The sequence below is a fragment of the Pseudomonas sp. CFBP 13727 genome (assembly GCF_014841915.1).
GTDB lineage: Bacteria > Pseudomonadota > Gammaproteobacteria > Pseudomonadales > Pseudomonadaceae > Aquipseudomonas > Aquipseudomonas baltica.
The window spans coordinates 370,777-388,855 of the sequence record NZ_JACYUT010000005.1 but is presented as its reverse complement, the minus strand read 5'-3'; the positions used below and the strand labels follow the sequence as shown (position 1 = coordinate 388,855).

The 18,079-nt window shown below is 63.3% G+C and carries 16 protein-coding genes; 5 read left to right on the top strand and 11 right to left on the bottom strand.

The genetic code is table 11. The annotated features are described in order from the left end of the window. Positions 1 to 33 precede the first annotated feature (33 nt). The 8 genes from IFT76_RS17410 to tkt form a co-directional block, all read right to left on the bottom strand. Positions 34 to 2,163 carry a putative bifunctional diguanylate cyclase/phosphodiesterase gene (locus IFT76_RS17410; protein ID WP_122479812.1) on the bottom strand — a complete coding sequence of 710 codons (2,130 nt, stop codon included), beginning with the start codon at positions 2,161 to 2,163 and terminating at the stop codon, positions 34 to 36. Between the two features lie 226 nt (positions 2,164 to 2,389). Continuing rightward, positions 2,390 to 3,454: a class II fructose-bisphosphate aldolase gene (gene fba / locus IFT76_RS17405; protein WP_043192347.1), complete on the bottom strand. Its 1,065-nt coding sequence runs from the start codon at positions 3,452 to 3,454 to the stop codon at positions 2,390 to 2,392. A gap of 107 nt (positions 3,455 to 3,561) precedes the next feature. Further along, on the bottom strand, positions 3,562 to 3,888 hold the full coding sequence (locus IFT76_RS17400) for an MliC family protein (protein WP_122479813.1): 327 nt from the start codon (positions 3,886 to 3,888) through the stop codon (positions 3,562 to 3,564). Positions 3,889 to 3,910: 22 nt separating this feature from the next. Then, positions 3,911 to 4,123 (bottom strand): hypothetical protein, encoded by a 213-nt coding sequence (locus tag IFT76_RS17395; RefSeq protein ID WP_122479814.1) that lies wholly within the window; start codon positions 4,121 to 4,123, stop codon positions 3,911 to 3,913. Positions 4,124 to 4,226: 103 nt separating this feature from the next. Next, positions 4,227 to 4,448 carry a hypothetical protein gene (locus IFT76_RS17390; RefSeq protein WP_192059481.1) on the bottom strand — a complete coding sequence of 74 codons (222 nt, stop codon included), beginning with the start codon at positions 4,446 to 4,448 and terminating at the stop codon, positions 4,227 to 4,229. A gap of 27 nt (positions 4,449 to 4,475) precedes the next feature. Further along, a complete protein-coding gene (locus IFT76_RS17385; RefSeq protein ID WP_192059479.1) occupies positions 4,476 to 5,639 on the bottom strand; it encodes a phosphoglycerate kinase in 1,164 nt (387 codons plus the stop codon). A gap of 14 nt (positions 5,640 to 5,653) precedes the next feature. Beyond that, positions 5,654 to 6,709 carry an erythrose-4-phosphate dehydrogenase gene (gene epd, locus IFT76_RS17380; protein ID WP_192059477.1) on the bottom strand — a complete coding sequence of 352 codons (1,056 nt, stop codon included), beginning with the start codon at positions 6,707 to 6,709 and terminating at the stop codon, positions 5,654 to 5,656. A 247-nt stretch (positions 6,710 to 6,956) separates the two neighbouring features. Continuing rightward, on the bottom strand, positions 6,957 to 8,954 hold the full coding sequence (tkt, locus tag IFT76_RS17375) for a transketolase (protein ID WP_122479818.1): 1,998 nt from the start codon (positions 8,952 to 8,954) through the stop codon (positions 6,957 to 6,959). Positions 8,955 to 9,146: 192 nt separating this feature from the next. On the opposite strand from tkt, the gene IFT76_RS17370 reads away from it, so the two are divergent. The 3 genes from IFT76_RS17370 (at position 9,147) to IFT76_RS17360 (ending at position 12,018) form a co-directional block, all read left to right on the top strand. Then, positions 9,147 to 10,148, top strand: coding sequence for an ArsR/SmtB family transcription factor (locus IFT76_RS17370; protein WP_192059475.1), 1,002 nt, complete (start codon positions 9,147 to 9,149; stop codon positions 10,146 to 10,148). 12 nt (positions 10,149 to 10,160) lie between these two features. Then, positions 10,161 to 11,354, top strand: a complete 1,194-nt coding sequence (metK, locus tag IFT76_RS17365; RefSeq protein ID WP_122479820.1) for a methionine adenosyltransferase — start codon at positions 10,161 to 10,163, stop codon at positions 11,352 to 11,354. 256 nt (positions 11,355 to 11,610) lie between these two features. After that, positions 11,611 to 12,018: a DUF1090 domain-containing protein gene (locus IFT76_RS17360; protein WP_185794743.1), complete on the top strand. Its 408-nt coding sequence runs from the start codon at positions 11,611 to 11,613 to the stop codon at positions 12,016 to 12,018. Between the two features lie 55 nt (positions 12,019 to 12,073). Here IFT76_RS17360 and IFT76_RS17355 read toward each other — a convergent pair whose 3' ends face one another. Further along, positions 12,074 to 12,460, bottom strand: a complete 387-nt coding sequence (locus IFT76_RS17355) for an MAPEG family protein (protein WP_192059473.1) — start codon at positions 12,458 to 12,460, stop codon at positions 12,074 to 12,076. 270 nt (positions 12,461 to 12,730) lie between these two features. Between IFT76_RS17355 and IFT76_RS17350 the strand changes: the two genes are divergently transcribed. Together IFT76_RS17350 and IFT76_RS17345 are read left to right on the top strand one after the other, a co-directional pair. Beyond that, the gene (locus IFT76_RS17350; RefSeq protein ID WP_185794741.1) at positions 12,731 to 13,900 is read left to right on the top strand and encodes an MFS transporter; all 1,170 of its coding nucleotides are present in this window, start codon (positions 12,731 to 12,733) and stop codon (positions 13,898 to 13,900) included. A 102-nt stretch (positions 13,901 to 14,002) separates the two neighbouring features. Continuing rightward, entirely contained in the window at positions 14,003 to 15,262 is a 1,260-nt protein-coding gene (locus IFT76_RS17345; protein ID WP_122479824.1) for a cation:proton antiporter, read from the top strand. A 73-nt stretch (positions 15,263 to 15,335) separates the two neighbouring features. Here IFT76_RS17345 and IFT76_RS17340 read toward each other — a convergent pair whose 3' ends face one another. After that, on the bottom strand, positions 15,336 to 16,625 hold the full coding sequence (locus IFT76_RS17340; RefSeq protein WP_192059471.1) for an OprD family porin: 1,290 nt from the start codon (positions 16,623 to 16,625) through the stop codon (positions 15,336 to 15,338). A gap of 270 nt (positions 16,626 to 16,895) precedes the next feature. Beyond that, positions 16,896 to 18,002, bottom strand: a complete 1,107-nt coding sequence (gene aguA, locus IFT76_RS17335) for an agmatine deiminase (protein ID WP_192059469.1) — start codon at positions 18,000 to 18,002, stop codon at positions 16,896 to 16,898. Positions 18,003 to 18,079: the final 77 nt, after the last annotated feature.

The following is an 18,079-nucleotide window of genomic DNA, read 5'->3' as shown; positions in this document are numbered from 1 at the left end:
GGTGTCCAGTGTAACGCCTGCGCGGCGCTGGCGTCACACCGCTGCCGGCTGCACGCCCGCGCTGACCAGAGGAAAGTCGCTGGCGGCCTGCGCCGTCAATGGCCGGGCGATCACGAAGCCCTGGATCCACTCGCAACCGGCGGCGCGCAGCCACTGACATTGCTCGGCGGTCTCCACGCCCTCGGCGATTACCGTGATGTCGAACGCGTTGCAGGCCTGGATCACGCTGCGCGCGAACACGCCATCGGGCTTGGAGTCGGGCAGTCGAGCGATCAGGTGACGGTCAAGCTTGAGCGTGTCGATGGGCAGGTCGCGCAGCAATTTCAGCGAGCACGGGCCGGTACCGAAATCATCCAGGGCGATACGCACACCGAGGTTGCGCAGCTGCTGCAACTGCGCTGTTGCCTGGGGCAGGTTGTGCATCAGCGAGCACTCCACTACCTCCACCTCGAGCTGACGCGGGCGCAACCCATGCAAGGCAATCGCGCGTTGCAGTTCGGCCACCAGGTTGGGCATGGCGAACTGGGCATTGCTCAGGCTGATGCTGAGCACCAGTTCGGCGGGAAAACGGCTGGACCAGGCGCGGCGCTGGGCGGCGCCTTCGGTGTAGATCCAGCTCGCCAGGCGACTGATCAGTCGCGCCTGTTCGAGCAAGGGAATGAACAGCCCGGGCTGTACGTCGCCGACGCTGGGATGGCACCAGCGCAACAGCGCCTCGAAACCGCGCAGACGCCCATCGAGCAGGGACACCTGGGGCTGGTAGACCAAACTGAAATCACGGTTCTCGATGGCTTCACCGACACTGGTTTCCAGCAGCAGGCGCGAGCGCGCGCGACCGTTCAAATCCTGATCGTAATAGCGGTATTGCTGGCGACCGGCCTGCTTGGCGGCATACATGGCGATATCGGCAGCGCGCAGCAGGCTGTCCAGATTGGTGCCACATTCGGGGTAGGTGGCAATGCCGATGCTGACGCCCAGGCTGATGTCCACTCCATCCACGGTCTGCTCGATGGCGATGCGTTCCATGAGCTTTTCGGCCACCTTGGCGGCCTGCTCGGGGTAGTCGAGGTTGTCCAGCAGCGCAGTGAATTCGTCGCCACCCATGCGCGCCACCACGTCGAAGGGCCGCAGCACCGCTTTGAGCTGTTCGGCCACCCAGCGCAGGGCCCTGTCCCCAGCGTCGTGACCATGGCTGTCGTTGATACGCTTGAAGCCGTCCAGATCCAGATACAGCAGCGCCTGAGCCTTTTCCGCACGCTCGTTGCGCACCAGCGCGCTCTCCACGGCCTGATAGAAACCGCGGCGGTTGAGCAGCCCGGTCAGCGGGTCGGTCACCGCCTGGTATTCCAACTGCTGGTGCAGGCTGCGCACCACCGACATGTCGAGGATCGTCACCACCATGGCGCGCTGCTCGCCGGGCAACGGCGCGCACGACAGAGCCACCGGCAACTGCTGGCCGTTGGCCGTGCGCAGCAGCGCATCATGCACCCGGTAGGTATTGCGCGTGCTGTAGGCGCGGTAGAAGTCGGACTCGGACCATTCGGGAATCTGCGGCTTGTGCAGGTAATCCGCCAGCACGCCGCGCTGCAGTTGCTCGACCGTGGCGCCCAGCAGGCGCGAGATGGCCGGATTGGCGAAGGTGATCAGACCGTGCTCGTTGACCACCAGAATGCCCTCACCGGCATTTTCCAGCACCGAGGCATTGAAGGCGCGGGCCGCTTCCAGGTCACGGCTCAAACGCTGCAGGTCACGCCGGTTGCGCTGCTGTTCGAGCAACGCCTGGACCTTGGGCCGCAGGATCTGCGGGTCGAACGGTTTGAACAGATAGTCCACCGCCCCTGTGGCGTAGCCCTTGAGCACGGAAGCCTGCGACTGCTCGTTGGCAGTCAGGAAGATGATCGGGGTCAAGCGCGTGCGCTGGCTGCCGCGCATCAGACGAGCCACTTCGAAACCGTCCATACCCGGCATCTGCACGTCGAGCAGCACCAGATCGACCTCATGCTCGAGCAGTTTGCCCAGCGCTTCGACACCGGAAGCTGCGGTCACCACCTGCCAGTCCTGGCGCTCGAGCAGGGCTCTCATGCTCAGCAGGTTTTCCGGATAATCGTCGACCACCAACAACGTGGAACCACCGTCAACGGACGGATCAGGGGCGCATTCCATGCTAATACTCGTTCAGACGTGCTGAATCCGGATTCGCCCGGAAACTTCTTGCGTTACTTTAGACGGGCTCGGCACAAAGCTGTAGGACAATTTCCCACGGTTTGCGTCACGAATGAGCACTCGCCGATGGACGGCGCGCCCTGCTCAAAAGGCAGTACCCTGCCCAGAACACCGCGCCAGAACGAAAAAACCCGCCAACAGGCGGGTTTTTCGACAGCGGTAAGGCTTAGTTGACCTTGGCGTTCAACTCGCCGCTGGCATAGCGCTGGAACATGCCTTCCAGGGAGATCGGCTTGATCTTCGAGGCGTTGCCGGCGGTGCCGAATGCTTCGTAGCGGGCGATGCAGACGTCACGCATGGCTTTCACGGTTTCGGCGAAATATTTGCGCGGGTCGAACTCGGCCGGGTTCTGCGCCATGAAACGGCGGATCGCACCGGTGGAGGCCAGGCGCAGGTCAGTGTCGATGTTGACCTTGCGCACGCCGTACTTGATACCTTCGACGATTTCCTCGACCGGCACGCCGTAGGTTTCCTTGATGGCGCCGCCGTACTCGTTGATGATCGCCAGCCATTCCTGCGGCACCGACGAGGAGCCGTGCATCACCAGGTGAGTGTTGGGAATGCGCGCATGGATCGCCTTGATGCGGTCGATCGCCAGGATGTCGCCGGTAGGCGGCTTGGTGAACTTGTAGGCGCCGTGGCTGGTGCCGATGGCGATGGCCAGGGCGTCGACCTGGGTCTTGGCGACGAAATCGGCCGCCTCTTCCGGGTCGGTGAGCATCTGGCTGTGATCCAGGATGCCTTCGGCGCCCACGCCGTCTTCTTCACCGGCCTGACCGGTTTCCAGCGAACCCAGGCAGCCCAGCTCGCCCTCTACCGACACACCGCAGGCGTGGGCGAAGGACACGGTCTGCGAAGTCACGCGCACGTTGTAGTCGTAGTCGGTGGGGGTCTTGCCGTCGACGCCCAGCGAGCCGTCCATCATCACCGAGCTGAAGCCCAGCTGGATCGAACGCTGGCAGATGTCGGGGCTGGTGCCGTGGTCCTGGTGCATGCACACCGGGATATGCGGGAACTCTTCGATCGCCGCCAGGATCAAGTGACGCAGGAACGGGGCACCGGCGTATTTGCGGGCGCCGGCCGAAGCCTGGACGATGACCGGGGAATCGGTCTTGTCGGCCGCTTCCATGATGGCGCGCATCTGCTCGAGGTTGTTGACGTTGAAAGCTGGTACGCCGTAGCCGAATTCGGCGGCGTGATCCAGCATCTGACGCATGCTGATAAGTGCCATTGTAGTTGTGTCTCCCGGTTCAGGGTCGTTGATCGTTGCAGCTCACCGCATCGGCGGCCGCTCTTGAAGTAATGCCTATCATCGGGCTGGCGCAATGGGCCCAGCCGTCACGGAGCCTTGCAGCCCCGGCCAATCAAATCGTCGGTGGCGACCCAGTACACCAGGCCTTCGTCACCTTTCTTGTGAAACGCCAGCACACCATCGCTGAACAGCTCGCCCTCGGCCCCGGCCTGGGGCGTCAAGGCGTACTGCTTGTCGCTGCCGGCCAGGCGCACCTGCATCGCGCTCTTGTCGGCGACACTGTACCGCCATTGCACCTCGACCTGGCTGTCGCACTGCCAACGTGTCCAGTCGGGGGACACCGGCATCGGCTTATCCAGGTAGGCGCAGCCAGAAAGCAGCGCCATTGCCATTATTGCCAAACCGCCTTTCATTCATATACCTCTGAGCACTGGCTCACGCGCCGCAATCCTGTGCCGTGTTCCGGGCACCGGCCGGCGCACCAGTGGCGTTGGTCTGCACCCGCTGATCGTCCTGAGTCGTGGGCGTCACCACAGACACCGGGCTGAACACTTCACAGGCGCTGCCGGCGCCTGAACTCATGCAACCGCTGGACAGCGCCGCTGCCAGCAGGGTGGCCAAACCGAATGTCGCGGAACCGATCTTCATGGTGAACTCCTTGTGCCGCAGGCACAGATAATCTTGGTGCCAAAGGCAGTGATAATCGTGAAACTCACCACAGAAGACCCCTGGCAAGCGCCATTGGTTGCCCTCACGGACAACCCGGTGCCTGCGCCTGTTGTTCCGGCTCGTAGCGCTCCAGAGCCTCAGGCCCCATGCGCTTGCCGACCACCGGGATGCTTTCGGCCTGCCACTGCGACTGCGAACAGCCGCCCGGGATCGGCGCCGGACCGTCGTCGACCGATGTTGCCGGCGCACCGGAACAGCCGGCCAGCAGGCCGATCAGCAACGCCAGGATGGGTGCCTTGAGCATCCGCTTCTCCTCGAGCCTCAAAGGACGTCAGGCCTTGGCCCGCTGTTCCAGCATTTCCACGGCCGGCAGCACCTTGCCCTCGACGAACTCGAGGAACGCACCGCCGCCAGTCGAGATGTAGGAGATGTCGCCAGCGACGCCGTACTTGTCGATGGCCGCCAGGGTATCGCCGCCACCGGCAATGGAAAAGGCCGGGCTCTGCGCGATCGCCTTGGCCAATACCTGGGTGCCGTTGCTGAACTGATCGAACTCGAACACCCCTACCGGGCCGTTCCACAGAATGGTCTTGGACGACTTGAGCAGCTCGGCGAAGTGCTCGGCGGTCTGTGGACCGATGTCGAGGATCATGTCGTCATCGGCTACGTCGGCAATGAGCTTGACCGTGGCTTCGGCGCTTTCGGCGAACTCCTTGGCCACCACCACGTCGACCGGCAACGGCACGCTGACTTTGGCCGCGATGGCGCGCGCCGTGTCGAGCAGGTCAGGCTCGTACAGCGACTTGCCAACCTTGTGCCCGGCTGCGGCCAGGAAGGTGTTGGCAATGCCACCGCCCACGATCAGCTGGTCGCAGATGCCGCTGAGGCTATTGAGCACGTCCAGCTTGGTCGAGACCTTGGAGCCGGCAACGATGGCGGCCATCGGCTTGGCGGGGGCGCCCAGTGCCTTGCCCAGCGCTTCAAGCTCCGCGGACAGCAGCGGGCCCGCAGCGGCCACCTTGGCGAAGTTGGCCACGCCGTGGGTGGAGCCTTCGGCGCGGTGCGCAGTGCCGAATGCGTCCATCACGAACACGTCGCACAGCGCCGCGTAGCGTTGAGCCAGCTCGTCGGCGTTCTTTTTCTCGCCCTTGTTGAAGCGCACGTTCTCGAACAGCACCACATCACCCGCCTCGACCTGGACGCCGTCCAGGTAGTCGGCGACCAGCGGCACGTCGCGGCCCAAGGCCTTGCTCAGGTACTCGGCCACCGGCTTGAGGCTGTTCTCGGCAGAGAATTCGCCTTCGGTGGGCCGGCCCAGGTGCGAGCAGACCATCACCGCCGCGCCCTTCTCCAGGGCCAGCTTGATGGTGGGCAACGAGGCGAGGATGCGCGCGTCGCTGGTTACCTTGCCATCCTTGACGGGTACGTTGAGGTCTTCGCGAATCAGTACGCGCTTACCTTGCAGGTCGAGGTCGGTCATCTTCAACACGGTCATTGCGTTCAGTCCTTTCAAGCTCGTTTGGAATTGTTCATGACGCGCAGGTATTGCCCCGCAACGTCGAGCATTCGATTGGCAAAACCCCATTCGTTGTCGAACCAGGCCAGCAGGTTCACCAGGCGCGGGCCGGAAACGCGGGTCTGGCTGGCATCGACGATGGCCGAATGAGGGTCGTGGTTGAAATCACAACTGGCGTGCGGCAACTCAGTGTAGGCCAGCAGCCCCTGCAACGGACCACTGCACGCTGCTTCGTAGAGAATCCGGTTGACCTCCACGGCACAGGTGTCGCGCGCCATCTGCAGGGTAATGTCCAGGCATGACACGTTGACGGTCGGCACGCGCACTGCTTTGGCCTGGATTCGACCGGCAAGTTCCGGCAGCAGCCGTTCGATGCCACGGGCCAGGCCGGTGGAAACCGGAATGACCGACTGGAATGCCGAGCGCGTTCGACGCAGGTCTTCGTGGTGGTAGGCGTCGATCACCGGCTGGTCGTTCATGGCCGAGTGAATGGTGGTGATGGACACGTATTCCAGGCCGATGGCCTGATCCAGCAGGCGCAACAGTGGCACGCCGCAATTGGTGGTGCAGGACGCGTTGGAAACCAGCCGTTCGCGTCCGCTGAGGCAATCCTGATTGATACCGAACACGATGGTGGCATCGACGTCGGCTTCGCTGGCCATGGGCTGGGAAAACAGCACGGCCGGTGCGCCGGCGGCCAGGAAACGCTGGCCGTCGCCGCGGGTGTTGTAGGCCCCGGAGCATTCGAGCACCAGGTCGATGTCGAGCGCGGCCCAGTCGATCGCTTCGGGCGTGGCACTGCGGGTGACGCGTATGCGTTGCCCGTTGATCAACAGGTGGTCGGCATCCACCGTGACTTCACCGGGAAAGCGGCCGTGGGTCGAATCGAAGCGCGTGAGGTACTCGATGCTGGCCATGTCGGCCAGGTCGTTGATCGCCACCACCTCGAACTCGGCCTGCGCACCGCGCTCGCACAACGCACGCAGCACGCAGCGACCGATGCGGCCGTAACCGTTGAGAGCGACTCTGTAGGGGCGTGGAGAAGACATGAGCAAGTACGCCTGGAATTATTATGAGCATCCGAGGACCACCCGTAGGAGCGGTCCGTGGCCGCGAAAGCCTCGCCGCGGTACACCTGACACACCGCAGCACGCCCTTCGCGGCCGATGACCGCTCCTACAGGAGGTCCGCAATCCCCGTAGGAGCGGTCCGTGGCCGCGAAAGCCTCGCCGCGGTACACCTGACACACCGCAGCACGCCCTTCGCGGCCCATGACCGCTCCTACGCGGGTGTGGATCAGTCTTCGAGCAATTCTTCGGCGGTGGCCAGGATATTCTCCAGGGTGAAACCGAACTCTTCGAACAAGGCCGGCGCCGGTGCCGACTCGCCAAAGCTGGTCATGCCGATCACGCGGCCTTCCAGGCCCACGTACTTGTACCAGTAGTCGGCATGCGCCGCCTCGATGGCGATGCGCGCGCTGACCTGCAGCGGCAACACCGACTGCTTGTAGCCTGCGTCCTGCGCGTCGAACACGCTGGTGCACGGCATCGACACGACGCGCACGTTGCGGCCCTGCTCGGTCAGTTTGTCGAAGGCCTTCACCGCCAGACCGACCTCGGAACCGGTGGCAATCAGGATCAACTCAGGCTCGCCAGCACAATCCTTGAGCACATAGCCGCCACGGGTGATATCGGCCAGTTGGGCCTGGTCGCGAGTCTGGTGATCGAGGTTCTGACGCGAGAAGATCAGCGCCGATGGACCATCGTTGCGCTCCAGGGCGAATTTCCATGCTACCGCCGACTCGACCGCATCGGCAGGACGCCAGGTATCGAGGTTCGGGGTGCAGCGCAGGCTGGCCAGCTGTTCGATCGGCTGGTGGGTCGGGCCATCTTCACCCAGACCGATGGAGTCGTGGGTGAATACGTAGATCACGCGCTTCTTCATCAGCGCCGACATGCGTACCGCGTTGCGTGCGTATTCCATGAAGATCAGGAAGGTCGCGCCGTACGGCACGAAGCCGCCATGCAGGGCGATGCCGTTCATGATCGCGCTCATGCCGAATTCGCGTACGCCATAATAGATGTAGTTGCCGGCGGCGTCATCTGCTTCGACACCCTTGCAGCCTTTCCACAGGGTCAGGTTGGAACCGGCCAGGTCGGCCGAGCCACCAAGAATTTCCGGCAGCAATGGGCCAAAGGCGTTCAAGGCGTTCTGGCTGGCCTTGCGGCTGGCGATGGTCTCGCCCTTGGCGGCCACTTCGGCGATGTAGGCGCTGGCCTTTTCGGAGAAATCGGCTGGCAGCTCACCGCTCATGCGCCGCACGAATTCATTGGCCAGTTCGGGGTAGGCGGCGGAATAGGCAGCGAAGCGCTGGTTCCACTCGGCTTCCACGGCAACGCCGGCTTCCTTGGCGTCCCACTCCTTGTAGATGTCGGCCGGGATTTCGAACGGGCCGTGGTTCCACTTCAGCGCGGCGCGGGTCAAAGCGATCTCTTCGGCACCCAGTGGCGCGCCGTGGCAGTCTTCCTTGCCCTGCTTGTTCGGCGAGCCAAAGCCGATGGTGGTCTTGCAGCAGATCAGGGTGGGCTGCTCGCTCTTGCGCGCGGTCTCGATGGCGGTCTTGATTTCGTCCGCATCGTGGCCGTCGACGTTGCGGATCACTTGCCAGCCGTAGGCTTCGAAGCGTTTCGGCGTGTCGTCGGTGAACCAGCCCTCGACTTCGCCGTCGATGGAGATGCCGTTGTCATCGTAGAAAGCGATCAGCTTGCCCAGGCCCAGGGTGCCGGCCAGCGCGCTCACTTCGTGGGAGATGCCTTCCATCATGCAGCCGTCGCCGAGGAACACATAGGTGTTGTGATCGACGATCTTGTGGCTGTCGCGGTTGAACTGCGCCGCCAGCACTTTTTCTGCAATGGCGAAACCGACGGCGTTGGCCAGGCCCTGGCCCAGTGGGCCGGTGGTGGTTTCCACGCCTGGGGTGTAGCCGTACTCGGGGTGGCCCGGGGTGCGGCTGTGCAGCTGGCGGAAATTCTTCAGGTCCTCGATGCCCAGGTCGTAGCCGGTGAGGTGCAGCAGCGAATAGACCAGCATCGAGCCGTGGCCGTTGGACATGACGAAACGGTCGCGGTTGGCGAACGCCGGGTTGGCCGGGTTGTGCTTGAGGAAGTCACGCCACAGCACTTCGGCGATATCCGCCATGCCCATGGGGGCACCTGGGTGGCCGCTGTTGGCTTTTTGCACGGCATCCATGCTCAGTGCACGAATGGCATTGGCGCGCTCACGACGGCTGGGCATCGCATGTCTCCTGGGGTCTGTGTAGGCAGGGATACAACAAAGAACGACATTTTCCCCCACCGGCAGGGGGTTGGGCAATCGGACATTTGCCCCAGCGGGCAAATGCACGGCCGCACCAGCTGCGAACCAATATCAAAACTTTTTGATATTGGTCTTGCGAGGCTGCGCATCGCTCACTAGACTGCCGAACCTATGAACCTGCGCGCCCCTGCTTTCGACCATCAGGCAAGTGACGATCTGGCGGCCCTGTGCAAGGCCGGCGGCGATCCACTGCGCCTCAACGTGCTGCGCGCGCTGGCCAGCGATTCGTTCGGCGTGCTGGAGCTGGCGCAGATCTTCGCAGTGGGTCAGTCGGGCATGAGCCATCACCTCAAAGTGCTCGCCCAGGCCGACCTGGTGGCTACCCGCCGCGAGGGCAACGCGATTTTCTACCGCCGCGCCCTGCCCAACGCTCGCGCGCTGGGCGGGCGCCTGCACAGCGCCTTGCTCGAAGAGGTCGACGCGTTGAGCCTGCCGGCCGAGGCCCAGGTGCGCATGGCCGTGGTGCAGCGCCAGCGCGCGGCGGCCAGCGAAGATTTCTTCTCGCGCATGGAAGAAAAATTCCGCGCCCAGCAGGACCTCATCGCCGGCTTGCCGCAGTACCGCGAAAGCCTGCTGGTCCTGCTCGACAAACTCAGCTTTACCAGCCAGGCCAGCGCCTTGGAAGTGGGCCCTGGCGACGGCGGCTTCTTGCCCGAGCTGGCGCGGCGCTTTGCTCAGGTCACGGCGCAGGACAACAGCCCGGCCATGCTCGAACTGGCGCGTCAGGTCTGCCTGCGCGAGCGGTTGGGCAACGTGCGCCTGGAGCTGGTCGATGCCTTGGCACCCACCAGCCTGCGCGCCGACTGCGTGGTGCTGAACATGGTCCTGCACCACTTCAGCGACCCGCAGCAGGCCCTCGGTCATCTGGCCCAGCGCGTGCAACCGGGTGGCAGTCTTTTGGTCACAGAATTGTGCAGCCACAACCAGAGTTGGGCCAAGGAGGCCTGCGGTGATCTCTGGTTGGGTTTTGAACAGGAAGATCTGGCCCGTTGGGCCACCGCTGCGGGGCTTGTACCCGGAGAGAGCCTCTACGTGGGCTTACGTAATGGTTTCCAGATTCAGGTCCGACATTTCTCGCGGCCAGCTGGCGACACTCACCATCGGTCAATTTAGGAAACCGTCGAGATGAGCGAATACTCCCTTTTCACCTCCGAGTCCGTCTCTGAAGGACACCCGGACAAGATCGCCGACCAGATTTCCGACGCGGTGCTGGACGCCATCATCACCCAGGACAAGTTCGCCCGCGTGGCTTGCGAAACCCTGGTCAAGACCGGCGTGGCGATCATCGCCGGCGAAGTCAGCACGTCGGCCTGGGTCGACCTGGAAGACATCGTGCGCAAGGTCATCGTCGACATCGGCTACAACAGCTCCGATGTCGGCTTCGACGGCGCCACCTGTGCGGTCATGAACATCATCGGCAAGCAGTCGGTGGACATCGCCCAGGGCGTGGACCGCAGCAGGCCGGAAGATCAGGGCGCAGGCGACCAGGGCCTGATGTTCGGCTATGCCAGCAACGAAACCGACGTGTTGATGCCCGCGCCGATCTGCTTCTCGCATCGCCTGGTCGAGCGCCAGGCCGAAGCGCGCAAGTCCGGCCTGCTGCCGTGGCTGCGCCCCGATGCCAAGTCGCAGGTCACCTGCCAGTACGAAGGCGGCAAGGTCGTGGGCATCGATGCAGTGGTGCTGTCGACCCAGCACAACCCGGACGTGTCCTACAAGGACCTGCGCGAAGGCGTGATGGAGTTGATCGTCAAGCACGTGTTGCCGGCCGAACTGCTGCACAAGGACACCCAGTTTCACATCAACCCGACCGGCAACTTCATCATCGGTGGCCCGGTGGGTGACTGTGGCCTGACCGGACGCAAGATCATCGTCGACAGCTACGGCGGCATGGCCCGCCACGGTGGCGGTGCGTTCTCCGGCAAGGATCCGTCCAAGGTCGACCGCTCTGCGGCCTACGCCGGTCGCTACGTGGCCAAGAACATCGTCGCCGCCGGCCTGGCCGAGCGCTGCGAGATCCAGGTGTCCTACGCCATCGGCGTGGCCCAGCCCACGTCGATCTCGATCAACACCTTCGGCACCGGCAAGATCAGCGACGACCAGATCGTCAAGCTGGTGCGTGCGCACTTCGACCTGCGTCCGTATGCCATCACCACCATGCTCGACCTGCTGCACCCGATGTACCAGGCCACCGCGGCCTACGGCCACTTCGGCCGGGCGCCGGTGGAAATGACCGTAGGCGACGACACCTTCACCGCGTTCACCTGGGAGCGCACCGACCGTGCCGCGGCCCTGCGCGACGCCGCCGGCCTCAAGTAAGCCAGGCGCCTGACAGCAGTATACGAAAAGCCCCGGCCGGGTGACTGGCCGGGGCTTTTTTGTGTCGTCGCAAAGGGCGCAGGCCTGCTTCGAGGCGAGACGGCTTTGACCTGGCCGGCAAAAGGTCCTTCAATGGAAGGATCATGTCGTGGGCCACTGCAGCAACTCGATACGTGGTGCCACGAATAGGACGCGTCCTACAGACATTTACTTCAATTCATCGTCAACTATTCAGAATCATATTCACGGAGTCACCATGAACAAGCTTTCCTCCCTGTGCGCTTTGCTGGTCACCGGTGTGCTTGTCGCCCCGGCGATGGCTGCCCCTCCTGCCCCCGCCGTGGCGGCAGTGGCCACCGGTTGCGCCGCCAAGCAGCAGAACGTGCAGGCACAGATCGCCGTCGCCAAGGCCAACGGCAACCAGAATCAGGTCGATGGCCTGAACACCGCACTGCGCGAGATCCAGACCAACTGCACCGACAATTCGCTGCGCAAGGAACGTGAAGGCAAAGTGCTCGATGCCAAGCGCGAAGTCAGCAAGCGTCAAAGCGACCTGGACAAAGCCATGAAGAAAGGCGATTCGGAGAAGATCAACAAGCGCAAGGACAAACTCGCCGAGTCGCGCAAGGAACTGCAAGAAGCAATGGATGAGCTGGACAAGTAATGGGCATTGCGCGGCGAGTCATCTCGATGATCCGCCGCCTGTACGCAAAGTACCGCTACATCGAGACGAAGAAGTAACTGACAATGATCGCGAACCCGGTGAACCATACCAACGACCGCAAGGCAGCCCAGTCGGCCAGGTAACAGATGATGTACAGCAGACGTGTAGTGATGAACACCACTGCCAGCACGTCGAGCGTCACCTGTTGCGCATTGCCGACGATATCGGAAATGACCACTGCGGCGATGAAGCCGGGAAGAATTTCGAAACTGTTCAACTGCGCGGCGTGGGCCCGCTTGGGCAAGCCCTCCAACGAGTCGAGGTAGGCACGCGGATCATGGTTGTGGCGCAAGCCGAAGTGGCCGCCCGTGAACTTGGCGATATAGGCGCATGCGTAGGGCAATACCAAAGCGATCAAGACACACCAGAAGGCGACGGTCATACAGAGTTCCTTGTTCGAGTCTTCCACACCGATGTGCCCATGCACGCTCGATAGATATTAAGAGGACACACGCCGCGAAAGGTTCGCCCGCGCAGAGTTCCATTGCAATTATCAATTTGGCCGCCTTTGCGGCACTCCCTATAATACGCGCCGCTGTATCGCTGCATCCTTTTGCGCTCCTATTCCAATAAATCGTGTTCTCTGCAGTTCATGCGGAGGCTGGCGCATGCCTTTGTCGGGCAACTCACCCTCCTACTCGAGAACATCCGCATGCCACTTGCATTGTTTGCATTGGCCGTCGCCGCATTCGGCATCGGCACCACCGAATTCGTCATCATGGGCCTGCTCACCGATGTGGCGCAGGACCTGTCCGTCAGCATCCCGGATGCGGGCTTGCTGATCACCGGCTACGCCCTGGGCGTGGTCTTCGGCGCGCCGGTGCTGGCGGTGCTCACCGCCAACCTGCCGCGCAAGGCTACCTTGCTGGGCATGACCTTGATGTTCATCCTCGGCAACGTGCTGTGCGCGCTGGCGCCCAATTACGCCACGCTGATGGGCGCCCGAATCATCACGGCCCTGTGCCATGGAGCGTTCTTCGGAATCGGCTCGGTAGTGGCCGCAGGCCTGGTGGCGCCGAACAAGCGCGCCCAGGCCATCGCCCTGATGTTCACCGGACTGACCCTGGCCAACGTGCTGGGGGTACCGCTGGGCACGGCGTTGGGCCAGTTCGCCGGCTGGCGCTCCACGTTCTGGGCCGTCTCGGTGATCGGCATCATTGCCTTGCTGGCGCAGATCGTCTGGCTGCCCAAGGCCATTCCCATGGAACGCGGCAACCTGGCCCGCGAGTTCCGCGTGCTGCGCAAGCCCAACGTGTTGCTGCCCCTGGCCATGAGCGCGATGGCCTCCTGCAGCCTGTTCAGTGTGTTCACCTACATTGCACCGATCCTGCAGGACGTTACCGGCGTCAGCGCCCACGGCATCACCGTGATGCTGCTGCTGTTCGGCGTCGGCCTGACCATCGGCAGCATGCTCGGTGGCCGTCTGGCCGACTCGCGCCTGCTGCCCTCGCTGGTGGGCATGGCCATTGCGGTGGTGTTGATCCTGGCCCTGTTCACCCAGACCAGCGGCTCATTGATCCCGGCCGCGCTGACATTGCTGGCGTGGGGCGTGTTCGCCTTCGCGCTGTGCCCGATCCTGCAACTGCTGATCATCGACCAGGCACACGAGGCGCCGAACCTGGGCTCGACCCTCAACCAGAGCGCCTTCAACCTGGGCAACGCCGCCGGCGCCTGGGTCGGCGGCCTGGTTGTCGCCAGTGGTGCACCATTGGTGGATTTGCCATGGACCGGCGCCATAACCGGCATCGGCACCCTGATACTCGCCGTGGTGTTCATCTATTGGCAGCGCAGGCCAACCGCGGCACTCAACGCGGCGGGATGAACGGGTGTGCCGTTCGGGCGCACGGCAACATCCAACAACACTGCAGCGTTTGATAGACCTCATCTATCGAGAAATCTTCATCATTTGACCAAAGGAGCCCGGATGCTCGAGCTAGTTGCCACATTCATCTGCCTCACCACACTGCTGACCTATGTGAATTTCCGCTTCATCGGCCTGCCCCCTACCATCGGTGTGATGGTGACCGCTCTGCTGTTCTCGCTGATCCTGCAAGGCTTGAGTTTCATCGGCTACCCGGGCCTGGAAGAACGCGTCGAAGCATTGATGAACCAGATCGACTTCGGCGATCTGCTGATGAACTGGATGCTGTCCTTCCTGCTGTTCGCCGGCGCCCTGCACGTGAACCTCGCCGACCTGCGCAACTACCGCTGGCCGATCGGTCTGCTGGCCACTTTCGGTGTGCTGATCGCCACCTTCGTCATCGGCGCCCTGGCCTTCTGGATCTTCGGCCTGTTCGGCTGGCACGTCAGCTTCCTGTACTGCTTGCTGTTCGGCGCCCTGATTTCACCTACCGACCCGATCGCGGTGCTGGGCGTGTTGCGCACGGCCAATGCTTCCAAACCGCTCAAGACCACCATCGTCGGCGAATCGCTGTTCAACGACGGCACGGCGGTGGTGGTGTTCACCGTGCTGCTGGGTATCGCTCAACTGGGCGAAACACCGACGGCGGGCGCAACGGCCATGCTGTTCCTGCATGAAGCCGTGGGGGGCGCACTGTTCGGCGGCCTGATCGGCTACATCGTCTACCGCATGATCAAGAGCATCGAGCAGTACCAGGTCGAGGTCATGCTGACCCTGGCGCTGGTGATCGGTGGCTCGGCCATGGCCTACGAGCTGCATGTGTCGGCGCCGATCGCAATGGTGGTGGCCGGGCTGATCATCGGCAACCTGGGGCGCAACCTGGCAATGAACGATATGACCCGGCGCTATATGGACGGCTTCTGGGAGTTGCTCGACGACATCCTCAATGCGCTGCTGTTCGCCTTGATTGGCCTGGAGCTGTTGCTGCTGCCGTTCTCCTGGCTGCACCTGTTCGCAGCCTCCCTGCTGGCCGTGGCGATCCTGCTCTCGCGGTTGCTCACGGTGGCCCCGGCGATTCTGCTGCTGCGACGCTTTCGCAGCGTCCCGCGTGGCACCATTCGCGTGCTTACCTGGGGTGGCCTGCGCGGCGGCGTCTCGGTCGCCCTGGCCCTGGCCCTGCCGATCGGCCCGGAACGCGACCTGCTGCTGAGCATCACCTACATCGTCGTGCTGTCCTCGATCCTGCTGCAGGGCCTGAGCATCGGCAAACTGGTCAAGGCCGTCACCCGCGAGCCGGATACGCAGGCCGTGCGCGAGCATTGATCGGCATCGTTCGCATACGAAAAACCCCGCTCTCGCGGGGTTTTTCATTTACAACATCACAACCAGGTCGCCATCAGAAGATGTTGATCGGGTACTCGACGAAAGCGCGTATTTCGTTGCCGTCGTCGTTATAGCCCGAAGCACGGACGTTGTCCGAGGTGCGCAACCACGAGCCGCGCAGACGCAGGGTCAGGTCCTTGGCCGGGCCGTTCTGCACCACGTACTGGACCTGATTGAAGATCTCGCGTTCCTGGCCATCGCCCGTCGGGGTGCGGATGTTGTCGCCACGCACGTAGGCCACCTTGTAGGTCAGGCCGGGCACGCCGAACGTGCGGAAGTCGATGCCGTAGCCCAACTGCCAGGAGACTTCGTCTTCGGCGTTGAAGTCCGACCAGTACGAGTTGGCCAGGAAAATGGTCGAGCCACCGTCGCCCACGCCACCGGCGTTCTGATAGAAACCGTAGTTGTAGCCGGTATCGGCCGTGCTGCGCTGGTGTGCCAGGGTCAGCGAGTGCGGACCGAAGGCCCAGGTCGCGGCCAGGCTCCAGATCTTGTTGTCCTGGCCAGTGCCCAGCGTGCTGGCGTAGTCCTTGTCCAGGTGCGAGCGGTAGCCGTTGAAATCAAACGTCAGCGACTGTTCGCTCGGCAGGGCCAGCACGTAGTTGAGGTTGACGTACTGCTTCTTCAGCCGGTCTTCGACATCCGAGGCATACAAGGCACCGGTCAGGCTGTCGCTGAACTGATAGCTGCCGCCGTACACGTCGATTTTCTTCAGGCCACCGCTGTCGCGGGCTTCGGCGCTCTTGCGCGCTTCCTGGGTGAAGCGGCCGGCGTTGAGCACCAGGCCATCGATTTCCTTGGAGGTGATCAGGGTGCCGGTGAAGCTTTCCGGCAACAGGCGCGAATCGTCGAAATTGAGCACCGGCAGCGCCGGCATCTGGTCGCCGTACTTGATCACGGTATTGGAGATGCGCACTTTCACCGCTGCGCCGGCGCGGGCCAGATCGTGGGGCGCACTGCTCGGATCGTCCGAAGTACCGCCACGCTTGAAAAAGTCGATGCCGCCGGCACCGGCGCGACCGGTGCCGCCGTCCAGGCGCAGCGCATACAGGCCGAATGCATCGACGCCGACGCCGACCGTGCCCTGGGTGAAACCGGAATTGAACTTGGCGATCACACCCTGGCCCCACTCGGCCTTGTCCTGCCCGCCATGCTTGTAGTCACGACTGATGTAGGCATTGCGCAGCAGTACGTCGAGGTGGCTGTCTTCGACGAAGCCCTTGCTATCGGCCTGTTCGCTGGCCATGGCCTGGGTCGCCGCCATCACGCCCAGCGCGAGGACAGCCAGTTTCTTGTTCAACATCTTGTTTTCCCTAATCACCAGTGAGGACGCGACACGGCCACCCGCTCGTTTCCCGCCGTCCGCATTACCAGCGCAACGCTCTGCAACAGGCATTCGGAGGGGCGGGGCAGGGTCTATGCGGGCCAGTGCGCGGGGTCGGATCCTAGCGATGGGAGGACGCGAAAGTCAAAATTTCGTGAAACTTTATCGCTATAAGCAGGTCGCTTTGCGGCATAACGCCCACAAAAAAGCCCGACATCAGGTCGGGCTTCAAAGGCTGGTCAGCCCGCCTCAGCCGCGCACGGGCGCCGGCTGCTGCTGGGTCAGGCAATGGATGTTGCCGCCACCGAGCAGCAATTCACGGCCCGGCACCATCACCACTTCGTGCTCCGGAAACAGCTGCTGCAACAGGGCCTGCGCCTGGCTGTCGAGGGGGTCGTCGAAGCTGGGCGCGATGATGCCGCCGTTGACGATCAGAAAGTTAACGTAGGATCCGGCCAGGCGCACGGACGGGTGACGCTCCTGGCTGCCGGCAACCAGATCGACGCCATCGCACTCCTGCTGGGTGGCATACAGGGGCCCCGGGATCGGCATCTTGTGCACCACCAGCGCCCGGCCCTTGGCATCGACACTGCTTTCCAGCACCTGCAGGGCAGCCTGGCAACGGGCATAGTTCGGGTCACTGGCGTCGTCGGTCCAGGCCAGCAGCACTTCACCGGGACGCACGTAGCAGCAGAAGTTGTCGACGTGTCCGTCGGTCTCGTCGTTGAACAGGCCGTCGGGCAGCCAGATGACCTTGTCCACTGCCAGATGATCGGACAGGATTCGCTCGATCTGCTCGCGGTTCAGGTGCGGGTTGCGATTGCGGTTGAGCAGGCATTCCTCGGTGGTGATCAGCGTGCCTTCGCCGTCCACGTGAATCGAGCCGCCTTCGAGCACGAAACCTTGCGTGTGGTAACCCTGGCAGCGCTCCATGCCCAGCACCTTGCTTGCCACCTGCTCGTCGCGGTTCCAGGGCGCATAGAGGCCACCGTCAAAGCCGCCCCACGCATTGAACGCCCAGTCTACACCGCGCACCTGGCCGCTTTCGTCGATCACGAAGGTCGGCCCGGTATCACGCATCCAGGCATCGTCGCTGCTCATTTCGACCACGCGAATGTTCGGCACGTCCAGGCGCGCGCGCGCGTTGTCGTACTGCCCTGCAGACACCCCGACCGTGACCGGCTCGAAACGCGCGATGGCCTTGGCCAGGGCGACATGCGCCGCCTGCACCGGCTTGCCGCCCAGGCGCCAGTTGTCCGGGCGCTCGGGCCACAGCATCCAGGTCTGGGTATGGGGCGCCCATTCGGCCGGCATGTAGAAACCGTCGGCGCGAGGGGTACTGTCGAGCGTGGTCATGGGTCAGGGCTCCGGTGGTCCATGAAAAAGGTATGGGCGCACTCTACAGGTTGTCGAGCGGATCGTGAAACGCGCCC